Origin of the sequence: Marinobacter sp. C7 (assembly GCF_022343555.1) — a bacterium.
Taxonomy (GTDB): domain Bacteria; phylum Pseudomonadota; class Gammaproteobacteria; order Pseudomonadales; family Oleiphilaceae; genus Marinobacter.
The window spans coordinates 91,493-110,646 of record NZ_JAKQZH010000002.1 but is presented as its reverse complement, the minus strand read 5'-3'; the positions used below and the strand labels follow the sequence as shown (position 1 = coordinate 110,646).

The 19,154-nt window shown below is 61.7% G+C and carries 17 protein-coding genes; 5 read left to right on the top strand and 12 right to left on the bottom strand.

Features of this window, described 5'->3' with window-relative positions; genetic code table 11:
* Positions 1-76: 76 nt before the first annotated feature.
* Positions 77-388, top strand: a complete 312-nt coding sequence (locus MD273_RS10430) for a hypothetical protein (protein WP_239037730.1) — start codon at positions 77-79, stop codon at positions 386-388.
* A 49-nt stretch (positions 389-437) separates the two neighbouring features.
* On the opposite strand, the gene MD273_RS10425 is transcribed toward MD273_RS10430, so the two are convergent.
* The 3 genes from MD273_RS10425 to MD273_RS10415 all read right to left on the bottom strand — a co-directional run bounded on the left by MD273_RS10425 (position 438) and on the right by MD273_RS10415 (position 4,843).
* Positions 438-2,939, bottom strand: a complete 2,502-nt coding sequence (locus tag MD273_RS10425; protein ID WP_239037729.1) for an acyl-CoA dehydrogenase — start codon at positions 2,937-2,939, stop codon at positions 438-440.
* A 113-nt stretch (positions 2,940-3,052) separates the two neighbouring features.
* Positions 3,053-3,943: a prenyltransferase gene (locus MD273_RS10420; protein WP_239037728.1), complete on the bottom strand. Its 891-nt coding sequence runs from the start codon at positions 3,941-3,943 to the stop codon at positions 3,053-3,055.
* A 12-nt stretch (positions 3,944-3,955) separates the two neighbouring features.
* Positions 3,956-4,843, bottom strand: coding sequence for an AEC family transporter (locus MD273_RS10415; protein WP_239037727.1), 888 nt, complete (start codon positions 4,841-4,843; stop codon positions 3,956-3,958).
* 179 nt (positions 4,844-5,022) lie between these two features.
* On the opposite strand from MD273_RS10415, the gene MD273_RS10410 reads away from it, so the two are divergent.
* Positions 5,023-6,213 (top strand): MalY/PatB family protein, encoded by a 1,191-nt coding sequence (locus MD273_RS10410; RefSeq protein ID WP_239037726.1) that lies wholly within the window; start codon positions 5,023-5,025, stop codon positions 6,211-6,213.
* Here the strand turns inward: MD273_RS10410 and MD273_RS10405 are convergent.
* From MD273_RS10405 to MD273_RS10395, 3 genes are all read right to left on the bottom strand, one after another.
* Positions 6,210-7,151, bottom strand: coding sequence for a DMT family transporter (locus tag MD273_RS10405; protein WP_239037725.1), 942 nt, complete (start codon positions 7,149-7,151; stop codon positions 6,210-6,212). The genes MD273_RS10410 and MD273_RS10405 overlap by 4 nt on opposite strands.
* A gap of 51 nt (positions 7,152-7,202) precedes the next feature.
* Positions 7,203-8,552: a succinylglutamate desuccinylase/aspartoacylase domain-containing protein gene (locus tag MD273_RS10400; protein WP_239037724.1), complete on the bottom strand. Its 1,350-nt coding sequence runs from the start codon at positions 8,550-8,552 to the stop codon at positions 7,203-7,205.
* 138 nt (positions 8,553-8,690) lie between these two features.
* Positions 8,691-10,328 carry an MBL fold metallo-hydrolase gene (locus MD273_RS10395; protein ID WP_239037723.1) on the bottom strand — a complete coding sequence of 546 codons (1,638 nt, stop codon included), beginning with the start codon at positions 10,326-10,328 and terminating at the stop codon, positions 8,691-8,693.
* A 285-nt stretch (positions 10,329-10,613) separates the two neighbouring features.
* Between MD273_RS10395 and MD273_RS10390 the strand changes: the two genes are divergently transcribed.
* A complete protein-coding gene (locus MD273_RS10390) occupies positions 10,614-11,060 on the top strand; it encodes a thioesterase family protein (protein ID WP_239037722.1) in 447 nt (148 codons plus the stop codon).
* A 27-nt stretch (positions 11,061-11,087) separates the two neighbouring features.
* On the opposite strand, the gene MD273_RS10385 is transcribed toward MD273_RS10390, so the two are convergent.
* The 4 genes from MD273_RS10385 to MD273_RS10370 all read right to left on the bottom strand — a co-directional run bounded on the left by MD273_RS10385 (position 11,088) and on the right by MD273_RS10370 (position 15,716).
* Positions 11,088-12,371 carry an MATE family efflux transporter gene (locus MD273_RS10385; RefSeq protein ID WP_239038470.1) on the bottom strand — a complete coding sequence of 428 codons (1,284 nt, stop codon included), beginning with the start codon at positions 12,369-12,371 and terminating at the stop codon, positions 11,088-11,090.
* A 145-nt stretch (positions 12,372-12,516) separates the two neighbouring features.
* Positions 12,517-13,014, bottom strand: coding sequence for a thiol peroxidase (tpx, locus tag MD273_RS10380; RefSeq protein ID WP_239037721.1), 498 nt, complete (start codon positions 13,012-13,014; stop codon positions 12,517-12,519).
* A gap of 333 nt (positions 13,015-13,347) precedes the next feature.
* On the bottom strand, positions 13,348-14,568 hold the full coding sequence (locus tag MD273_RS10375) for a Bcr/CflA family multidrug efflux MFS transporter (RefSeq protein ID WP_239037720.1): 1,221 nt from the start codon (positions 14,566-14,568) through the stop codon (positions 13,348-13,350).
* A gap of 236 nt (positions 14,569-14,804) precedes the next feature.
* Complete coding sequence (locus MD273_RS10370; protein WP_239037719.1) at positions 14,805-15,716, bottom strand: LysR family transcriptional regulator; 912 nt, start codon at positions 15,714-15,716, stop codon at positions 14,805-14,807.
* A gap of 136 nt (positions 15,717-15,852) precedes the next feature.
* On the opposite strand from MD273_RS10370, the gene MD273_RS10365 reads away from it, so the two are divergent.
* On the top strand, positions 15,853-16,530 hold the full coding sequence (locus MD273_RS10365; RefSeq protein ID WP_239037718.1) for a haloacid dehalogenase type II: 678 nt from the start codon (positions 15,853-15,855) through the stop codon (positions 16,528-16,530).
* Between the two features lie 152 nt (positions 16,531-16,682).
* Here the strand turns inward: MD273_RS10365 and MD273_RS10360 are convergent, their stop codons facing one another.
* A complete protein-coding gene (locus MD273_RS10360) occupies positions 16,683-17,834 on the bottom strand; it encodes an alpha/beta fold hydrolase (RefSeq protein ID WP_239037717.1) in 1,152 nt (383 codons plus the stop codon).
* Between the two features lie 196 nt (positions 17,835-18,030).
* On the opposite strand from MD273_RS10360, the gene yihG reads away from it, so the two are divergent.
* Positions 18,031-18,927 carry a 1-acylglycerol-3-phosphate O-acyltransferase, YihG family gene (yihG, locus tag MD273_RS10355; RefSeq protein ID WP_239037716.1) on the top strand — a complete coding sequence of 299 codons (897 nt, stop codon included), beginning with the start codon at positions 18,031-18,033 and terminating at the stop codon, positions 18,925-18,927.
* A gap of 15 nt (positions 18,928-18,942) precedes the next feature.
* Here the strand turns inward: yihG and MD273_RS10350 are convergent, their stop codons facing one another.
* A complete protein-coding gene (locus tag MD273_RS10350; RefSeq protein ID WP_239037715.1) occupies positions 18,943-19,146 on the bottom strand; it encodes a hypothetical protein in 204 nt (67 codons plus the stop codon).
* Positions 19,147-19,154 lie beyond the last annotated feature (8 nt).

The following is a 19,154-nucleotide window of genomic DNA, read 5'->3' as shown; positions in this document are numbered from 1 at the left end:
ACGCATCACGGTAACCGGTCGTCTTCGTAGTAGAGTGGGCAACAATGAGTCATTCACTTCCAACCAGGGATTCGATATGAAGCTGTTGTTGAAATCCGTTGTGCTTGTCAGTGCTATCCTGCCCGCGGCGGTGATGGCCCAGCCACCCCAAAGCAATGGGCTGCCTCCGGGCCTGGAGAAGAAGGTCGAGCGCGGTGAGCCGTTGCCCCCGGGTTGGCAGAAGAAGCTGGATTATCGTCGGGGGGACTACTTCGACCGGGACCTGCTGCACTACGGCCGGGTCTACGACATTGATGGCCGCCGTCAGCGGGTCGAGATCGAGGACACGGTCTACACCATCATCAAGGATACCCGCGAAATCGTGGATATCCTGAACGGCCGGCACTGACGTGCTGCGGCGTATGGCCTTGGGGCCATACGCCATGTTCCATTCCCGATCACTCCTGGGCTGACCGTTCCACCACTTTGCGCTTACCCTTGGCGCATCGGGACAGGGCCTTGAGTCCGTCACCATCGAATGCATCGACCCGGATGACGTCATACAGGGCGGTCAGTGCCTCCAGAAGTTTGTCGCACTCGTCTGCCTTGACGATGCCCTGTGCACAGGCCCAGTCCACCAGCTCCTTGCGCTCATGGCCCATCAGCAGGGCGATGTTGTCGAGCTCGTCCTCATCGCGGTTACGGATTGCCTCATGCAGACGGCCGCGCATGCCGGCGGTTTCGTTGGCCAGTTTGTAGGCGTTGAGCACACGGCCCAGCGGATCTTCGGGATCCATGCAGGTATAGGCGCCGCGGCTGATGCGCTGGCGCACGGGGGTGTCGTCCACAATGGCACGGGCGACTTTGGTGCCCAGGCTGTCATCCGGGCCGTTCAGGCCGGTAGCGCCGAGCGGGAACACCAGCAGGCGCAGGGGCCAGCGCAGGGCCGGGACCGGGAAGTTGATGATGGCTTCCCGCATGCTGCCCTGCAGATCCCGCATGCAGGTTCTCAGGCTCCATTCCACCAGTGGACGCTGGTCATCCGGGTACCCTTCCTCATGCCACTGTTTGATCACCGCTGTGGCGTAGTAGAGGTGCACCAGGCAGTCCGCCATCCGGCCGGACAGGCGCTGGCGCGCTTTCAGGCCACCACCCACGGTGAGCAGGGTGACGTCGGTCATCAACGCGAAGGCCGCGGAAAAACGCGCCAGTTGGCGGTAATGACGCTTGATTTCGCCATGGCGCGGCACCGATTCGATCAGCCCGCCGGTCAGTGCCAGCAGGAAGGCCCGCAGCGCGTTACGGGTGGTATGGGCCAGGTGGCGGTAGAAGATACGGTCGAATTTCTTCGCTGCCTTGTCCTCGTCCTCCATGCCCGCTGCTTCGATTTCCTCGACGATGAACGGGTGGCAGCGAATGGCGCCCTGGCCGAAGATCATCAGGCTGCGGGTGAGAATGTTGGCGCCTTCCACGGTGATGCCGATGGGCACCGCCTGGTAGGCCCGGGCCAGGAAGTTGCGGGGGCCGGTGATGACGCCGCGGCCGGCCACCACATCCATGGCGTGGTTGATGACTTCCCGCATCAGGTCGGTATTGCGGTATTTCAGCACTGCCGACGGCACGGACGGGCGCACGCCCCGATCCAGCATGCCGGAGGTCAGCAGGCGGGCGGCATCCATCATGTAGGTGTAGCCGGCGATGGGTTCGAGGGCTTCCTGTACACCCTCAAACTGGCTGATAGAGCGGCCAAACTGTTCCCGGGTGTAGGCGTAGGAGCCGGTCGCCAGGCTGGCCACCTTGCCGGCACCGGTACCCAGGGCCGGCAGCGAAATCGAGCGGCCGATGGACAGGCACTCCAGCAGCATGGTCCAGCCCTTGCCGAGCATGTCCTGGCCACCGATCACCTGTTCCATCGGGATAAACACGTCGGTCCCCCACGTGGGGCCGTTCATGAATACGGTATTCATGGGCAGGTGGCGGGCGCCGGCATTGACACCATCGGTGTCTTTGGGCACCAGAACGCAGGTGACGCCCACCTCGTCGTTTTCGCCCACCAGGTGCTCGGGATCGTAGACCTTGATGGCCAGGCCGATCAGGGTGGCGACCGGGGCCAGGGTGATGTAGCGCTTGTTCCAGGTCACCTTCAGGCCGAGGACTTCCTCGCCGTTCCACTGGCCTTTGCAGACGATGCCCTTATCGGGGATGGCACCGGCATCGGAGCCGGCCACCGGTGAGGTCAGGGCGAAGCAGGGAATTTCCTCGCCCTGGGCCAGGCGGGGCAGGTAATGCTGCTTCTGGTCGTCCGTGCCGTAGTGCATCAGCAGTTCGCCCGGGCCGAGCGAGTTGGGCACCATGACCGTGACCGCCGCCGAGACGCTGCGGGTGGAGATCTTCATGACGATCTCCGAGTGGGCCGTGTTGGAGAAGCCGAGCCCGCCGTCTTCTTTGGGAATGACCAGGCCAAAGAAGCCCTTTTCCCGGATGAACTTCCAGACCTTGTCCGGCAGGTCGTATTGCTCGTGGGTGATTTTCCAGTCGTCGAGCATGGCGCAGAGTTTTTCCACCGGGCCATCCAGGAAGGCCTGTTCCTCGCTGGTAAGGTGCGCCGGCCGGGCGTCCAGCAGTTTGTTCCAGTTCGGTTTGCCCGAGAAGAGTTCGCCGTCCCAGTCTACGGAGCCGGAGCTGAGTGCTTCCCGTTCGGTGTCGGACAGTTTGGGCAGCCGGCTGCGGACCCAGCCGAGCAGGGGCCGGCTGATCTTGTCCAGGCGCAGGTCGCCGGGGATGACCAGAATCAGCGCCAGAGCCAGGAAGATACCGCCGAAGACGATGCTGAGCAGGTGCCATTCATCCTGGAACAGACCGACAACCGTGGCAATGGCCATCACCGCCGCCGCCACGGTGCCTCCGATGCCAAGGTAGACCAGCACAAGGGCACTGATCAGTAATAGCAGAACACTCATGGGCAGACCTCCATATCATGAATGAAATCAACAAAATCTGACCTTAACCATCGGCCAAAGTCCCTGTACTTGCAAGGATCGGGATCAAGTCCCGATGAGAGAATCCGTGTCGGTCAGAGGCTGATGCCGGCAATCAGTAACGCCAGCGTTGACAGCAGGACTGCCACATTCGTTCCCAGCACGGCATTGAGGCGTTCCGGGCTGTTCAGAGCCGCGGGTAGCTGACGGGCGATCCAGAGACTGAAGGGGAGGGCTGCCAGGGCAAGGGCGGACCATGCCGGCAAGCAGCCCAGCAGCACGCCGGCCAGGACCGGCAGATAGCTGCCGAGCAGGAGCGCTGTCACCAGCCGGGCGGCTGCCCCGGGGCCAAGGGTAATGACCAGGTGACGCCGGCCGACCTTCTGATCGGCATCGGCATCGGGGATCTGGTTGATCAGCAGCAGTTCGCTCACCAGGCATTGGGCAACCAGGGTCACCAGGAGCGCGGAGGTATCGATCCGGCCACCCAGGGCGACAATGGCGCCGAGGACCATCACCGGCCCGAAACCGAGGCCGGGGGCCAGCAGGCAAAGGACAGGGCGGCGGGTAATCCAGCGGGTGTAGGTCAACACCAGCACGATACCGGTGGCGCCCAGCACCAGCATGGGCAGCCCCCGTTGCCACAGAAAATACAGGCCAATGGCCGTTACCAGGCCCAGGGTTCCCAGGGCAGCAGCGAGAACACCCTTCGCCGCAGAGGGTACTTCGGGCAGCGCACCACTGCCGCCGGAGAAAGGTGTTCTCCGGGTGATCAGATCCAGGCCGGAGACGAAGTCCTCATATTCGTTGAACAGATTGACGGCAGCGTGGGCGAGCAGGGCGCCGATGAAGACCAGCAGGGTATCCAGCAATGCTGGTGAGCCGCCTTGTTGCCAGGCGATGGCCACGCCAAGCCCGGCGCAAAGCGGTGCAAGAATAAGAAAGTTGGGGCGAAAGGCGCGAACCACCGCAGCCGCTTCGGACATGCTGTAGTTTCCTTATACGTAACCGGCGGCAAACACCAGTCCCAGCACAATCGGCATCACCACCAGGCTGCCGAGGTTACTCAGCAGGACCAGGGAGGCCACCGTGTGGGGTTCCTGCTGGTATTGTTCTGCCACCATATAGTTGAGCACCGCGGGGGGCAAGGCGGCGAACACCCACAGGGAGGCGGCTTGCAGGCCCGGCAGGTCGAGCACGGCAATCAGTGGCCAGGCCAGCAAAAGGCCGCTGGCTGGGCAGGCGATGGCCCCGAGCAAGCCCAGTTTCCAGTCGTTGAAATCGATGTCGAGCATGCGCACCCCCAGGGCGAACAGCATCAGCGGGATACACACCTCACCCAGCATGTTCATGCTCTCCAGCAGCGTGTCGGGCAGGGCAATGCCGCTCAGGTTGACGACCAGGCCGGCAACGCAGGCAAACACGATGGGCAGTTTCAGCCGCTGGATAATCGAGGTGTGGGGGTCGAGCATGTAGAGCCCGACGCTGAAATGCAGCAGCATTTCGACGATGAACAGCACGATGGCCGCCGGCAGGGCTGCATCCCCGAACGCCAGCAACAGTACCGGAATGCCCATGTTGCCGGAATTGTTGAACATCATCGGTGGCAGGAAGGTCTTCAGGTTCAGCTTGAGTACCTTGGCCAACGGGTAGAGCACGATGCCGGAACCGAGTACCACCACCGTCGCGCCCAGGGCCAGCTTGGCGTATTCCTGCAGGGGGGCCTGTTGGTCCGCCAGTACTGCAAATACCAGCAGGGGTACGAAAAGCTCCATGTTCAGCACGTTCAGGCCCTTGATATCGGGACTGCGGTAACGGCCGTAAAGCGCGCCACAGCCGGTGATCAGGAACACCGGCAACATCGTGGAAAGAATCTGGCCAAGCATTGGTGGGCTCCGGCAAACAGGGAAACTCGGATGGATAAACGGTTAGGTTCGCAAGTAAAGCAGGACTTGGCAAATGCTATTCCCGGGAATTCGACCAAAGGCCAAGGTTTGCCTGTCACCCTTGCTGTGGACACAATAGCCCTCTGTGTCCGTCCGATTTCCGACCCAGGAGAGCACCTGTGCCCCGTTTCGACCAACCCCTGTCCCGTGAAAACACCTGTTCGGTAAAGTTTGATGCCCGTAAGGCGGTCTTCGGCCGCGAAGATGTTGTCCCGGTCTGGGTGGCGGACATGGACTTTGCAGCTCCGGAGGCGGTGACCGAGGCACTGAAGAAACGGGCCGAGCATCCGGTCTACGGCTACACCCTGTTTCCCGACTCCCTGTACCAGTCCATGATCGACTGGTTCAGGCAGCGTCATGGCTGGGAGATCCGGCGGGAGTGGATCCTGATGGTGCCGGGGGTCGTCCCTTCCCTGCACGCGGCCTGTCTGGCTTATGCCGGGCCCGGCGAGGGTGTGATCATCCAGCCGCCGGTGTATCCGCCTTTCTTCAGTTCGGTGAAGCTGACCGGTAGGACGGTCGTGGAGAACCCACTGGTTGCGGACAGGACCACGGATGGCGGGATCCGCTACACCATGGACCTTGAGCATCTGGAGGCCTGTGCGGCGCGCCCGGAAAACCGGGTGCTGATGCTGTGTTCGCCGCATAATCCGGTGGGTCGGGTTTGGTCGGAGCACGAACTCAGGGCCGTGCTGGATATTGCGCGACGGCATGACCTCGTGGTGCTGAGCGACGAGATTCACTGTGACCTGGTGTTCCCCGACGCCCCTCGCCATCCGGTACTGGCCACCCTGGCTGAACCGGACGACGCCCTGATTACGGCAGTGGCGCCGAGCAAGAGCTTCAACATGCCTGGACTGGGCCTGTCGGCCCTGGTGATCCCCGACAAGTCCCGCCGTCAGGCCATGAAAGGCGTGTTTGCTCAGCTGCACCTGCCGCAGTGCAACCCCTTCAGTGTGGCCGGGTTTGAGGCGGGCTATCGGGAAGGTGGGCCCTGGCTGGACCGGTTGATGGATTACCTGCAGGAGAACCGCGATTTTGTGGTCGACGCGGTCGGCCGCTTGCCTGGCATCACGACCTTTGCGCCCGAAGGGACTTATCTGATGTGGCTGGATTGCCGGGAGCTCGGACTGGACGATGCCGGTCTGAGGCAATTTTTTGTTCAGGAGGCCGGTGTGGGCATGAATCCGGGTATCAGCTTCGGCGAGTCCGGCAGTGGCTTCATGCGCCTGAACATCGGCTGCCCGCGCCAGACTCTGGTCGAGGTGCTCGACCGCATCGGCCGGGCACTGGCCGCAGCCTCCGCCTAGTCGTAGTCGCCCGCCCTGTGAAAGGCGGGCCTCTTGACACGGGTCGCCAACAGCAAGCCCACCAGAATCAGGCCACCTCCAACGAGGTGGAACACCCCCAGCGACTCTCCCAGAAACAGGCCGGCCAGGATGGAGGCATAGACCGGTGTCAGGTACATGAAAATGGCGGCGCCACCGGGACCGATGGTATGGACGCCATGGTTCCAGAAGCCGTAGGCCAGAATTCCGGGGAAAATCGCGAAGTAGATCAGCGGCAGCACGGTCCCCCGGGACACTTCAAAGCCTCCGGCAAAGAACATCAGGTCCGTCAGGTAGAACGGCAGGATGATCAGCGTGCCGAGCAGCACCTGGGTGGTCAGGAAGGTCAGGGCGGGCAGGGGCACCGCCTGGCGGCGCAGCAGCACCGAGAACAGCCCCCAGCTGAACACGGCTGCGACCATGATCAGGTCGCCGGGCTGGGCTTGCAGGCCGGTGAGCACCGAGACCTGTCCCCGGGCGATCACCACCAGGATCCCGAGTACCGCCAGGAAGATCCCGAGGGCCTGGATGGGGCGGGTACGATCTCCCAGCATCAGCCAGGCGAGCAGCGCTACGAAAATGGGGATAGTGGCGTTGATCAGGGCAATGTTGGTGGCCGTGGTGGTGATCGCGGCGTAATACAGCAGCGAGTTGAACGCGGCCACACTGAACGTGGCCAGCGCCACCATGGAGCCCAGATGCTGGCGGATGACGCGGCGGTGTTTCAGGATGCCCGGCAGGCCAATTGGCAGCAGGATGCACAGGGCCAGGATCCAGCGCCAGAAGGACATGGACAATGGCGGAATGGCCTCGACCGTGCCTCGGGCGACCACGGCGTTGCCGGCCCAGAACAGAGGGGTCAGCACCAGACCGATATAGGCCAACACGGTGGATCTGGACAGAGACTGTGATGTTGCCAAGGGTACTACTCCCGTCGTTTCCCACGCCGTGGATGAAAAACGACTAGGATACTACTCTCCCGGCACTTCTGCCTCCGTACCAATGTGGTAGGCCGCGAAGCCCGCCATCACCACCTGATCCACGGCCATGCCGATGATCCGGCCATTGGCACTGGAGCGGATCGGATGCTGAGCGTTGGTGATCGGGTCGGCAACATATCCGAGTATTTCCCCCTCGGTGACCCTGTCTCCCAGCTTCACTTCGCTGAAGAGAATGCCGCCATGGGCCGCGCGGATCCAGTCGGAATCGTAATAGATCGGCTCCGGATCGCCCCAGACGAACATTCTGGAAATCATGCCCTGCTTTTCCATGAGGCTGGTGAGGCTGTTTACGCCGGCCTCGATCTGGTGCTCCTGGATGCGGTGGGATTCACCGGCTTCCATGGTCACGGTGGTAATGCCGGCTGCTACGGCTGCGCTGCGCAGCATGCCCGGCGACCCGCTGCTGTGGACCACGGCCATGCGGTCGAAGCCCTGGGTGAAAGTTGCCACATCCGGGTTGTTCATGTCGGCCCGGAGCTGGGGCAGGTTGGTGCGTTTCAGCGAACCGGTGTGTATATCCACCAGCATGTTGCAGCGGCGGATAATGTTCTCGAACAGGGAATGGGCAATCCGATCCGCCAGGCTGCCGTCCTCGCTGCCCGGGAAGTGCCGGTTCAGGTCCCTCCGGTCCGGGAGGTAGCGGCTGCCCTGCTGGAACCCCGGCAGGTTGACGATGGGGATGCCCACGACGCGTCCGTTGAGCTTGTCGGGATTGAGGTCATAGACGGTACGCCGGATGATCTCGATGCCATTGAGCTCATCCCCGTGGATCGCCCCGGTGAGGCAAAGAGTGGGGCCGGCATTGGCACCGTTGACCACCAGTACCGGCGTGGGCTGCGACAGCCCTGCGATCTGGATGCCGGGGGACCAGGCCAGTCGGGTCGAAGTGCCCGGTAGTACCTCGTTGCCGAGCAGCGTAAAGCTGGTGGCTTTCGCCGGCACTGGTGCAGCTTCGGTTTCCGGTTTGGGCTCTGCTTCCGCCTGCGGTTTATCGACGACCTCCTTGAGGTCGATATTGGGGGCAATCTTGCGCGCAGGCTGCTCTGCCGGGGTGGTCGAGGGGGCGGCTACGGTTTCGCTGTCAGATGGCTGTTCCGGTTCCTTGTCCGGAGCAGGAAGCTTCGACTGCAGAGGCTCGGAGCGTTCCACGTCCTCGACATCCTCGTCCTCAGCCAGTTCGGCCACAGGAATGGCCGTGGTCTCATTCTCACTCTCGGACGTTTCGGGATTGGTTGCCGCCAGGGCGGGTACCGTTGCAAGTACCAGCGCACTGGTCAGCAGCACTCGGAAACTCAGTTTTGCAGAGCCGTGATACACCATGGATCCTCAGGGTTGGTCAGATGGCGCACAAGGATATAGCCACTCGGGCCGCCGTGAATAGCGCGGTGACAAAGGTTTAATGCCCGTTTCATCAAACCCGGTCACACTGTGCCAGAGCGTGGCCGGCACAGGGGTTAATCAGGTGTGATCGTTACCGAACCACTGTCCTTCCTCTTCCCTGGCACGCCCATCGGCCTCCAGCTTCAACAGATGCGCAAGCGCCGAGCGAGCGGCCAGGCCATGAATCGCCGCCGGTACGTCATCATAGGCCCTGGCGGTAAGCTCTTTGAGGCCGCTTGGTGACAGCTCCCTGAGGGCCTTGGCGACCTTGTGTTCGCGGGAGAGGCGGTGAGTGATGAGAAAGTCGATCACCGCCTCGGGGCGGGCCATCAGGAAACCGTGGGCGGGCGCGATGTAACTCAATGGTTCCGTCAGCAGCTCATAGAGTGACTCGATGTACGCCTTCATGTCGCCGTCCGGCGGATTAATGACCACGGTGGAACCCTGCATGATGTGGTCTCCGGAAAACAACAGCTCCTGCTCCACCAACAGGTAACACAGGTGGTTCGAGGCATGGCCGGGGGTGTGCAGTACCTTGAGCAGGCCGGCCCCGGTGACAATCAGGTCTCCATGCTCCGGCTGATCGTCCGGTGCAAAGGACTGATCCTGGGAAGCACCGGTGGGCGCGGGCCAGCCGAACACACGGCAGCCGGTCTTCTGCTTCAGTGTTGCGGTGCCCGGTGAGTGGTCGATGTGTGTGTGGGTGACCACCACCTGATCGATCACGCCCCCGGTCAGCTCCAGAATCCGCTCGATATGGGCCGGATTGTCCGGACCCGGGTCCAGAACCGTAAACCGTTCGTGGCCGAGCAGATAGGTATTGGTACCCGGACCGGTCATCATCCCGGGGTTGGGGGCGGTCAGCCTCAGCACACCGGCGGCAACCTCCACCGCTTCCCCGGGCACGATCTCCGCCCGTGTCGACCCCTCACCTTCCGGATCCAGCTTGGCGGCTTCATCGTAGGCTGGTGAGCCGGGCTCCAGGGTGACGGGCTTGCCCTTCCGCACGGCCGGCCACGGTTGGCTCGGGTAGGGCTCCGGGGGATTGGCGTGGGCATAGCGCATAACCGCTTCGGTGGTGTCGAAATCGCTGAGCACCCGCAGCGTCCGAATGGTCGGCAGCCCCAGCAACCGCTTGCCGGTGCGATGTTCCTCCAGCGCCTGGGCCGGATCGATCCAGACATGATCGATGGTCTCCACCCCGTCGTGGGATGCTGCCTGTCCTTCCGGTGCCGTCGCCACAAAAAAACGGGTATCGAAACGCCTTGGGGGGCCGGGTGGTGTAATCCAGTGGCTGAGGTAAGCCATCCGGTCCAGAGGAATGGTCAAACCATGCCTGTGGCACAGATCCGCGAGTGAAACCTCCCCTTTGAACAGGGGTAGCCGCTCCTTTCTGACCGGATGATCCGCGTCGACAAGTGCTCCGTTTTCATCCAGGGCCAGCAGGATCCCGGCCTCCTCGAAACACTCCCGGACGGCCGCCAGCATATAATCCGCCCCGCCTTCATCCAGACTCATGATCTGACTGATCTCGGCATCGGCCGGACCGATGGCATGTTCACGGCCATGGAGTTCCTGAACGTCCACGGCGCCTCCGGGAAAGACGAAGTAGCCGGGCATGAAGGCGGCTTTCCACGTCCGTTGCAGGAGCAGAACCTGAAGCCCCTCGGATGTGTCTCGTAGCAGGATCAGTGTGGCGGCAGGGCGTATATCCATAGTGTTCCCGTTATGTACATTACGTCAGTGCGCGTCAGGGGGCTGGGTGGTGATCGGGGTGAGCTTTCCAAAACTGTGCGGAGCCAAGGATGGCGGAGCTCAAGCGCCACATGGACGTGCTCGAGCGGGTTTTGGAAAGCTCACCCCGATCGCCACTCGCTCCAAATGTCGATGCGCGGAGATAAGATAAAGAGCAAGATAACTGAATTTGCCACAGGGTGAACAGTAAAAGCCAAGAGCGTATGATTCGCGGCAACAGCAATCGCATCCTGACAGGTGACCACCGTGGCCAGAATCAAACTCTCCTTCCCGGACGAAGCCTTCGTCTTCGAAACCAGCTTGCCCGTCCGCATCACCGACATCAACGGCGCCAACCACCTGGGTAACGACGCCCTGATCTCCATGCTGTCCGAAGCCCGGGCCCAGTTCCTCGTGGAGTATGGCATTGAAGAAAGCGACCGCCAGGACATCGGCATCATCATCACCGACCTCGCCACCATGTACCAGTCCGAATCCTTCTACCCGGACATGCTGCGCTTCGAAGTCGGCCTGATGGACTTCAACAAGTACGGTGGCGACTTCGTATTCCGGGTCACCAAGGCGGACGGTGGCCAGCCGGTGGCTCTGGCCAAGTATGGTTTTGTCTTTTTCGACTACCAGCGCCGGGAAGTGGCACCCATGCCGGAAAGCTTCCGCGCGCGCTTCGCCGGCGGCGACTCGGGCGCTTCCTGAACCGGTTTTGTCAGCCAGCGCCCGCGATCAGGCGGGCGCCTCCTGCTGGCGGAGCTGCGTCATACCCTGACGGTACAGGAGATAGGCGGTGGTGCCGGCCAGCAGGTTGCCGATCAGTGCGCCGGACATCAGCCCGGTGAGCCCCGAGATCTGCGAGCCCAGCCACAACATCGGCAGGTACCAGGCAAACAGCCGCAGCGTGGAAATCAACAGCGCGCGCATGGGCAGACCGAGGGCATTGTTCACCGAAACCATCAGCATACAGACCCCTAGCCCGCTGTAGCTCAGCGGCACCCGCAGCAGATAGTTGACCAGGATATCCTGTACGTCCGCGTCCCGGGTAAACAGCGTCGAAATCAACCCGGAAGCGGCCAGCCAGATCAATGCCAGAGCCAGTTGCCAGACCACAATAAACCGGACTGCCATGCGTACCAGGCGGCGGATGGTTTCGAGGTCGCCGGCGCCGAGCAGGCGCCCGATCATCGGCGGCATGGACATGGTCAGGGCCAACACCACCACAATCGAAAAGAACTCCAGGCGGGTCCCCAGACCCCAGGCGGCCACCGCCGCTGACCCGAAACCGGCCACCAGTGCCGTGGCAAGCATGGCCGAGACCGGCGGCATGAGCTGGCTGACCATGGCCGGCGCCATGATGCTGCCGAGCTGCCGTAAGGCCTGGGCAAGTTTCAGCTGGAACAGATCAAAACGCAGCCATTGGCGGCGCACGAGAGTGGGATAGACCACCAGCGTACCCAGGCCGAAAGCGGTGATGGTGGCCCAGGCGGCGCCCGGCAGGCCCCAGCCGAAAACGAAGATGTAGAGCGGGTCCAGGGCGATGTTGATCAGACTGGTGGCAATCATCATGTAGCCCGGAAGCTTGGTATCACCATTGGAGCGGCAGACCGCGTAGCCAAAGTACAGCATGGCACCGGTCCAGGCGGATACCAGCCAGGGTGCCCAGTACTCCCGGATCACCGGCCGCAGGGTCGATTCCGCCCCCAGCAGATCCAGGATGACCGTCTGCAACAGCCACACGGACAGACACAGAACGAGGGCCAGACTGGCGCCGATGGTGACAACCAGCCCGCCGAGGCGCTGCGCACGGACCTCATCACCCTGACCGAGCGTACGGGAGATGATGGCCGTGGTGGCGATGCCGAGGCCCACATACATGCCGCTGACCAGCTGCTGCATGGGCACGGTGAAGCCCAGTGCCGCCAGCGGATCCCGCCCGAGCTGGCCGACGAAGGCACTGTCCGCGAGGTGGAAGGTCATCAGGGACAGGACGCCGAACAGCATGGGCCAGGTCATGTCGTAAAGCTGACGGCCGAGGCTGGCTTTTTCGGATGTCTGGTTCAAAACAGGCTGCGGTATCCGGAGTGGGTGAAAAGGCAGGAGAGTATAACGCAGATCGGCTGCCGAAGCCTGAGCGCCCCGGCAGCCGGTCGGGAGGGTATCAGAGGGCGTTCAGGGCAGCGTCGTAATCCGGCTCATTCTTGATCTCGTTCACCAGCTCGCTGTGAACCACCTTGTTGTTTTCGTCCAGAACCACCACGGCACGGGCACACAGGCCAGCCAGAGGACCGTCCTGGATGGCGACGCCATAGTCCTGCTGGAAGGCATAGTTGCGGAAGGTGGACAGGGTTTCGACGTCTTTCAGGCCTTCGGCGCCGCAGAAGCGGGAGGCAGCGAAGGGCAGGTCGGCGGAGATGACCAGCACCACGGTATTGTCCAGGTTGCCGGCTTTCTCGTTGAATTTGCGGGTGGAGGCGGCGCAGACACCGGTGTCGATACTGGGGACGATGTTGAGAATTTTGCGCTTGCCGGTCCAGTTGTCGAGTTTGACTTCCTCCAGGCCGCTGTTGGTCAGGGTGAAGGGGGGAGCGTTGTCGCCGATTTGCGGAAATTTTCCGCTCAGTTCGATGGGGTTACCGTCCAGGGTGACTGTGCTCATTTTGGCTCCTTTCTGAGTCCGGTTTGGGGTTATAGGGATGTACTCCTCCCAGACTAGTTTGGATGACTTTGATTGTCATTATCGCCGTTTTGGTTGGGTGCCGGTCCGGGCAGGGGCCTGCTTTCCAAAACACGCTCCTTCGCACCCCTCCGGGGTCCAGCCTGCAATCATAGATTGCAGTCGTTCGGCTGTCGCATGAAGCTTCGCTTCATAAACGCTCGGCCTCACCCCTGTGGCGCTTGAGCTCCGCCATCCATGGCTCCGCACAGTTTTGGAAAGCATGGCCCTGATCGGCCCCGAGCCCCGAAGTAGCCCGCCGCGGAAATCCACGCTTTATCTCGAGGACGCACCTTGCGGCTCGAAACCCGGAGCCGGGTTCCGCTGGACGAGAATGAGGTAGCAGGCCATGGCGACGGCTGCGCACACGGCGATGATGCTGGCCATGACCAGGGAAGTGCCGTCGTGGAAGTGGCCGACGAGGCCGCCTGCAACGGCAGCGAGCGCCATCTGCATGAAGCCGAACAGGGCCGAGGCGGAGCCGGCCATGGTGGGGAAGTTGGCCATTGCGCCGGCCATGGTCTGGGGGAGGACCATGCCGGTGCCGATCATGAACAGGGCCTGGGGCAGGATAACGGCCCAGACGTTGTAGATTTCCTGGTACGCCAGGATCGCCATGGCAGAGCCCCCGGAGACGGCAATGATAAGGCCGCGAACGAGGATCTGGTCGGGTGTCAGGCGGCTGCCCAGGCGCACGGCGGTGAGGTTGCCGATGATGTAGCCGGCGACCATGCAGGCAAAGTAGAGGCCGAAGTGCCGGGGATCGACGCCGAGGAAGTCGATCAGCACAAAGGATGAGCCCGACAGAAAGGCGAACAGCCCGCCGAAGATTGCGGCGTTGGTCAGCGAGTAACCCAGGAAGCTGACGTCTGTGATGATGCGCCGATAGTTCCGGAGCAGGGCGCACGGCTTGAGCGGCTGGCGGTATTCCGGGCGCATGGGCTCCGGGATGCCATAGGCGACCACGGCCGCCATCACCAGTGCATAGGCGCCCAGTGCGATGAAGATGGACGACCAGCCCAGGGTGGTGACCAATACGCCACCGATGGTTGGGGCAACCGCCGGGGCCAGGGCCATGATGCTGGCCAGGATGGCGAGGATCTTTGCGGCTTCGCGCGGGGTGTAGATGTCCCGGATCGCAGCACGGCCCAGTACCGGGCCGGCGGAACCGCCGAGGGCCTGCAGAAAGCGGCAGAGCTGAAGCGTTTCGATGTTGGTGGCCAGGGCACAACCGAGGCTGGCCAATGCGAACAGGACAAAGCCTCCGATCATGATCGGTTTGCGTCCGAATCGGTCGGCCAGTGGTCCACAGATCAGCTGTGCGATGGCAAAGCCTGCCATGTACAGGCTCAGGGTCAGCTGGACTTGATCGGTGCCGGTACCGAAGTCACTGCCGATCTGCGGCAGCGCAGGCAGGTACATGTCCGTCGCCAGGGGGCCGAGGGCGACGGCGGCGGCCAATAAAATGGTTGTCCAGACACTGGTGAGTGTGAGCATTGTGGTCCTGTTGCGTTATCAACGAAGTTCGACAGGCCGGGTTGGGATAGCCTTTCCGAAACTGTGCGGAGCCATGGATGGCGGAGCTCAAGCGTCACAGGGACGTGCCGTAAGGAGCGTGTTTCGGAAAGGCTATCCCAACCTGGCCGACCTACTGGGTATTGGAAGTCTAGAGCGGAGAAAGGTGAAAGATAACGGATCAATCGCTCATACAATGTATGAACAAAACTAATTGATCAGGGGTTGAGCTTGTTCATGGCGGCGGCAACCGCGTTTACCTGATTGCGGAGCCACTTATGGGCGGGATCGTTCTGATTGCGACGGTGCCAGAGCATCAGCAGGGTAAACGGTTTGAGCTCAAACGGAAGGGGTACCCACGCGAAGTCCCGAAGCAGGTGTTTGCTCATCAATTGTGGGGCTGTCGCCAGCATGTCCGTGCCCCGCAGAAACTCAGGCAAACCCGAGAAGTTCGATACCGTCACCACGTTACGGCGGGTCAGCCCCCTTGCATTCAGAGAGATTTCGAACGAAGGCCGTTCACCGGTGCCAAATACCAGGCTGATGTGGTCGGACTTGAGGAAATCCGCAAGGTTTTCCGGCGGTTTCCGATAGTCCGGATCGTAAAAAACCACGTTCCGATCCGCCATCAGGCCCCGTTGCATGATGTCCGTCGCCTCTGGCGCGTGCGGTGAAACGATCAGGTCGCAGGCATCCTTGCGCAGCATCTCGGCACTGGGAATCCCCGACGGAATCACCTGAAGGCTGATCCCCGGAGCTTCCCTCCGTAAGGTTTTCACCAGTCCCGGCAGCAGCAGGTCCCGCTGGTAGTCGTTGGCGGCAATGGTAAACGTAAACTCGGCGGTCGCCGGGCTGAACGGTGGGCCGGCGGAGAGAGACTGCAGGTCATCCAGGATCTGCCGTACATGCGGTCCTGCCTGCAGAGCATACCGGGTCGGCACAATGCCCCGGCCGGATTTCACGAACAGTGGGTCACCCAATGCCTGGCGCAAGCGTTCCAGCGTATGGCTGACCGCCGACTGGGTCACGCCCAGACGTACCGCAGCCCGTGACACACTGCCCTCGTCCAGAACGGCGAGGAAGGTACTGAGTGCGCGAAAATCCAGGTTCAATGTATCAATCGGGTTCATGGATGGCAGTGTAACCTGCAGCTGGAGGGCCGGCCATCTTTCCCGTTTGAATGTTTATTCAAAAATGTGGGTCTTTTGTTGTACGGTTAGCGGTAACGGGTAAACCAAACCCACTACACGAAACGAGGCTCACTTTATGACCATGCATCTGGCGTTCGATGTTTACGGTACCCTGGTGGATCCCATGGGCATGTCCGACTTGCTGGAGCAGGACGCTGGCGACCGGGCCGAATCTGTTGCTGCCCTGTGGCGGGAGAAACAGCTGGAGTTCTCCTTCCGGAAAGGGTTGATGAAAGCCTATGAAGATTTCGGGGTTTGCACCCGCCAGGCCCTGCGATACGCGATGGCCAACCACAAACTGGAACTGTCGCAAAAGCGGGAAGACGAGCTGATGGCCGCGTACCTGGCGTTACCCGCGTTCGATGATTCCCTGCCGGCGCTCCAGTCCCTGAAGGGCAAATACCCGTTATTTGCCTTCTCCAACGGCAGTTACCCGGCGCTGGAGAAGGTGCTGGGACACAACAATCTGCTGGAACAGTTCGACGGCCTGGTCTCGGTCGACGACATCAAGAGCTTCAAGCCGGACCCGGCGGTGTATACCTATGCACGGCGGGCAACGGGTGCCTGGGATCAACCGTTGTGTCTTGTTTCTAGTAATGCCTGGGACGTGATTGGTGCGAGGGCTGCGGGTTTGAAGGCGATCTGGGTGCAGCGTGACTCTGACAAGGTTTTTGAAGACTGGGGTATAGAGCCTACGGCAGTGATAAACAGCCTCTCTGAGTTGCCATCAGCGTTGGCAGGCCTCCAAAGTTAGCGGAGGTGGGTGTCGGGAAGGGCTGTCCAAAACTGTGCGGAGCCATGGATGGCGGAGCTCAAGCGCCACAGGGACGTGCTTGAGCGGGTTTTGGACAGCCCTTCCCGACATCCGCCGCCGTGCTCAGAGTTAGAGGCCTGAAAACCAAAAATTCAGTCAGACCGTTCCGCTAGCCACTCGGCCATCTCTAACCAGCTCTCCCTCGGCGCCTTACTCCCCGCGAGAATCCCCATATGCCCTCCGGGCACCACCCGAAACGTCTTGTCCCCGGAGCTCACGTGGTCCATCACCCGCTTGGCCGCCCCCGGCGTCACCATCGTGTCCTCGCTGCCGGCAATCGCCAGTAAGTTGGCACTCACGTTCTCCAGCCGGGCAATATCCTCGCCGATCTGGATCTCGCCCTTCGACAACTGGTTATCGATCCAGACCCGAACGACCGTGTCCTGAATGATTCCGCCGGGGTAAGCCACCATGCGATCCAGGAATGCCGAGGTTGTGGCATGGTTGGTGACAAACTCCCGGTCGCCCAGCCGCACGATCAGTTCCCAGTAACCCATGATGCTGCCGATGGGGTTGGTCAGCTTGAAACCGAGGGTGTTGGCCCAGCCGGGAGTATGGAACCAGTGGGGCCTGAGATTGTGCAGACGAAAGCCCGTGCGTTTGCGAACCACCTCAGCCACCTCTGCGAGTGCCTGGGAAGCCACGCCCATGAAGCCGGAAGCGTGACTGTCGATGGGCGAGCCGAGAACGACAGCATTGCGCACGTGCTGGTCGTTGCTCAGGGCCGAATAGAACAGGGTAAACATGCCCCCCATGCTCCAGCCATGGAGCGACAGTTCCTGCTCGCCGCTGTGCTCACGCACCCGGTTCAGGTAGGTGGGCAGCAGCTCGGCCACATAGGTGTGCAGGTTGTAGTGGCTGTGTTCACGCTTTGGTATGCCCCAGTCGATCAGATAGACCTCGAAGCCCTTGGCGCGCAGGAACCGGACAAGGCTGCGCTGGGGAAACAGGTCGTAGATCAGCATGTTGACCGCCAGGGGCGGGATAATGACGATCGGGGTTCGGTGGCTGGCACGCTCCACCGGAATGGTCAGATCGTCCAGTTCAATGAAGTCTTCCGCCAGCGGCGGGTAGTAGCGCAGGCTGACCAGACCATCGGAATGCAGCGTCTCAAAAGGCGTCTGACCGGCCTGGACCAGGCTGGCGGCGCGGAATACCCGGTCGAAGGCATTGCCGGCATAGATTGCGGTCTGTCGGGTCAGGCCGGAGGTTTTATCGAGCACCGACTTGAACGGATTGGGCATCGGGATTTCCATGGAGCAGTGGGTCTTGCCAGTTTAGAGAAAACAGGTGGTAAGGCTAACCCCGGGCGGTCGTTGTGCCTATGGCAAAACCGTCCATCCTGCCGGGCAAACCGGTCACATCAGGCCACTGCCCATTATCGTCTGCCCTTGCTATCATGCGGCGCCATCGGACACAAAAACCAGAAGCAGGAAAGCCATGCTCAGTTTCCTCCCGGCCCCGGTCAAGGGCGTACTCAATTCCATCCTCCTCGGCATCAATACACTGTTCTGGTGCATCCTGCTGTACATCCCGGCCATCCTGAAACTGATCATTCCGATCAAGGGGTTCCGCGTCCTGTGTACCCGCTGGATCATTGCCATCGCGGAAGCCTGGGTGGCCTGTAACATCGGCTGGATGAAGCTCACTCACGGCACCCGCTGGGAGGTGAAGGGTGCCGATGAGCTGGAACGGGAAAGCTGGTACCTGGTGCTGAGCAACCACCAGAGCTGGGTCGATATCCTGGCGATGCAACGGGTATTCAACAAGCGGGCGCCGTTCCTGAAATTCTTCCTGAAGCAGCAGCTGATCTGGGTGCCGGTGATCGGCCTGGCCTGGTGGGGGCTGGATTTTCCGTTCATGAAACGCTACACCCGGGAATACCTGATCAAGCATCCGGAAAAACGGGGTGAAGATCTGCGCGCCACGCGCCGGGCCTGCGAGAAGTTCCGCTTCACCCCGGTGAGTGTCATGAACTTTGTCGAGGGCACACGGTTCACCCAGGCCAAGCACGACAAACAGAAATCACCCTACCAGCACCTGCTCACTCCCAAGGCCGGCGGTGTGGCCTTTGTGCTCGACGCCATGGGGGATTCCATCGAGACCCTGGTGGACGTCACCATTGCCTACCCCGATGGAGCACCGACATTCTGGGCATTTCTCTGTGGCGAGGTGAAAGCCATCCGGATGGAGATTCACACCCAGACCATCCCGGAGCACCTGAAGGGCCGGGATTATTCCGCCGACGCCGAGCACCGTCGTAACGTGAAGAACTGGCTGGCGGAACTCTGGCAGGCGAAGGATGCGCGGCTGGAACGGATGCTCGGCGAGGAGTGAATCGGAGAGGACGAGTCAATGGTCTTCCTCGTCCTCCACCTCATCGGGATGTTCGCGCTTGTAACGCTCCCACTCTTCCCAGTCATGGGGGGTGCCGGCATGGGGCCGGCGCAGATGTTTCGCATGCTCCATGGCGTTATGCCGCAGACTGTGGTCGCGCTCCTCGTCTTCCGTGTCGAAACCGTATTTCTTCAGGAACTCTTGCGGGCTGATGGGCATGGCGCACC

Excerpts from the sequence above, each read along its gene's own strand:
- MD273_RS10395 (WP_239037723.1), bottom strand. The coding sequence starts at position 10,328 with ATGGATATACGCCCTGCCGCCACACTGATCCTGCTACGAGACACATCC.
- MD273_RS10350 (WP_239037715.1), bottom strand. The coding sequence starts at position 19,146 with ATGCCCATCAGCCCGCAAGAGTTCCTGAAGAAATACGGTTTCGACACG.
- MD273_RS10375 (WP_239037720.1), bottom strand. The coding sequence starts at position 14,568 with ATGCTCACACTCACCAGTGTCTGGACAACCATTTTATTGGCCGCCGCC.
- tpx (WP_239037721.1), bottom strand. The coding sequence starts at position 13,014 with ATGAGCACAGTCACCCTGGACGGTAACCCCATCGAACTGAGCGGAAAA.
- yihG (WP_239037716.1), top strand. The coding sequence starts at position 18,031 with ATGCTCAGTTTCCTCCCGGCCCCGGTCAAGGGCGTACTCAATTCCATC.
- MD273_RS10400 (WP_239037724.1), bottom strand. The coding sequence starts at position 8,552 with ATGGTGTATCACGGCTCTGCAAAACTGAGTTTCCGAGTGCTGCTGACC.
- MD273_RS10365 (WP_239037718.1), top strand. The coding sequence starts at position 15,853 with ATGACCATGCATCTGGCGTTCGATGTTTACGGTACCCTGGTGGATCCC.
- MD273_RS10360 (WP_239037717.1), bottom strand. The coding sequence starts at position 17,834 with ATGCCCAATCCGTTCAAGTCGGTGCTCGATAAAACCTCCGGCCTGACC.
- MD273_RS10425 (WP_239037729.1), bottom strand. The coding sequence starts at position 2,939 with ATGAGTGTTCTGCTATTACTGATCAGTGCCCTTGTGCTGGTCTACCTT.
- MD273_RS10430 (WP_239037730.1), top strand. The coding sequence starts at position 77 with ATGAAGCTGTTGTTGAAATCCGTTGTGCTTGTCAGTGCTATCCTGCCC.
- MD273_RS10415 (WP_239037727.1), bottom strand. The coding sequence starts at position 4,843 with ATGCTTGGCCAGATTCTTTCCACGATGTTGCCGGTGTTCCTGATCACC.
- MD273_RS10370 (WP_239037719.1), bottom strand. The coding sequence starts at position 15,716 with ATGAACCCGATTGATACATTGAACCTGGATTTTCGCGCACTCAGTACC.
- MD273_RS10420 (WP_239037728.1), bottom strand. The coding sequence starts at position 3,943 with ATGTCCGAAGCGGCTGCGGTGGTTCGCGCCTTTCGCCCCAACTTTCTT.
- MD273_RS10385 (WP_239038470.1), bottom strand. The coding sequence starts at position 12,371 with ATGACCTGGCCCATGCTGTTCGGCGTCCTGTCCCTGATGACCTTCCAC.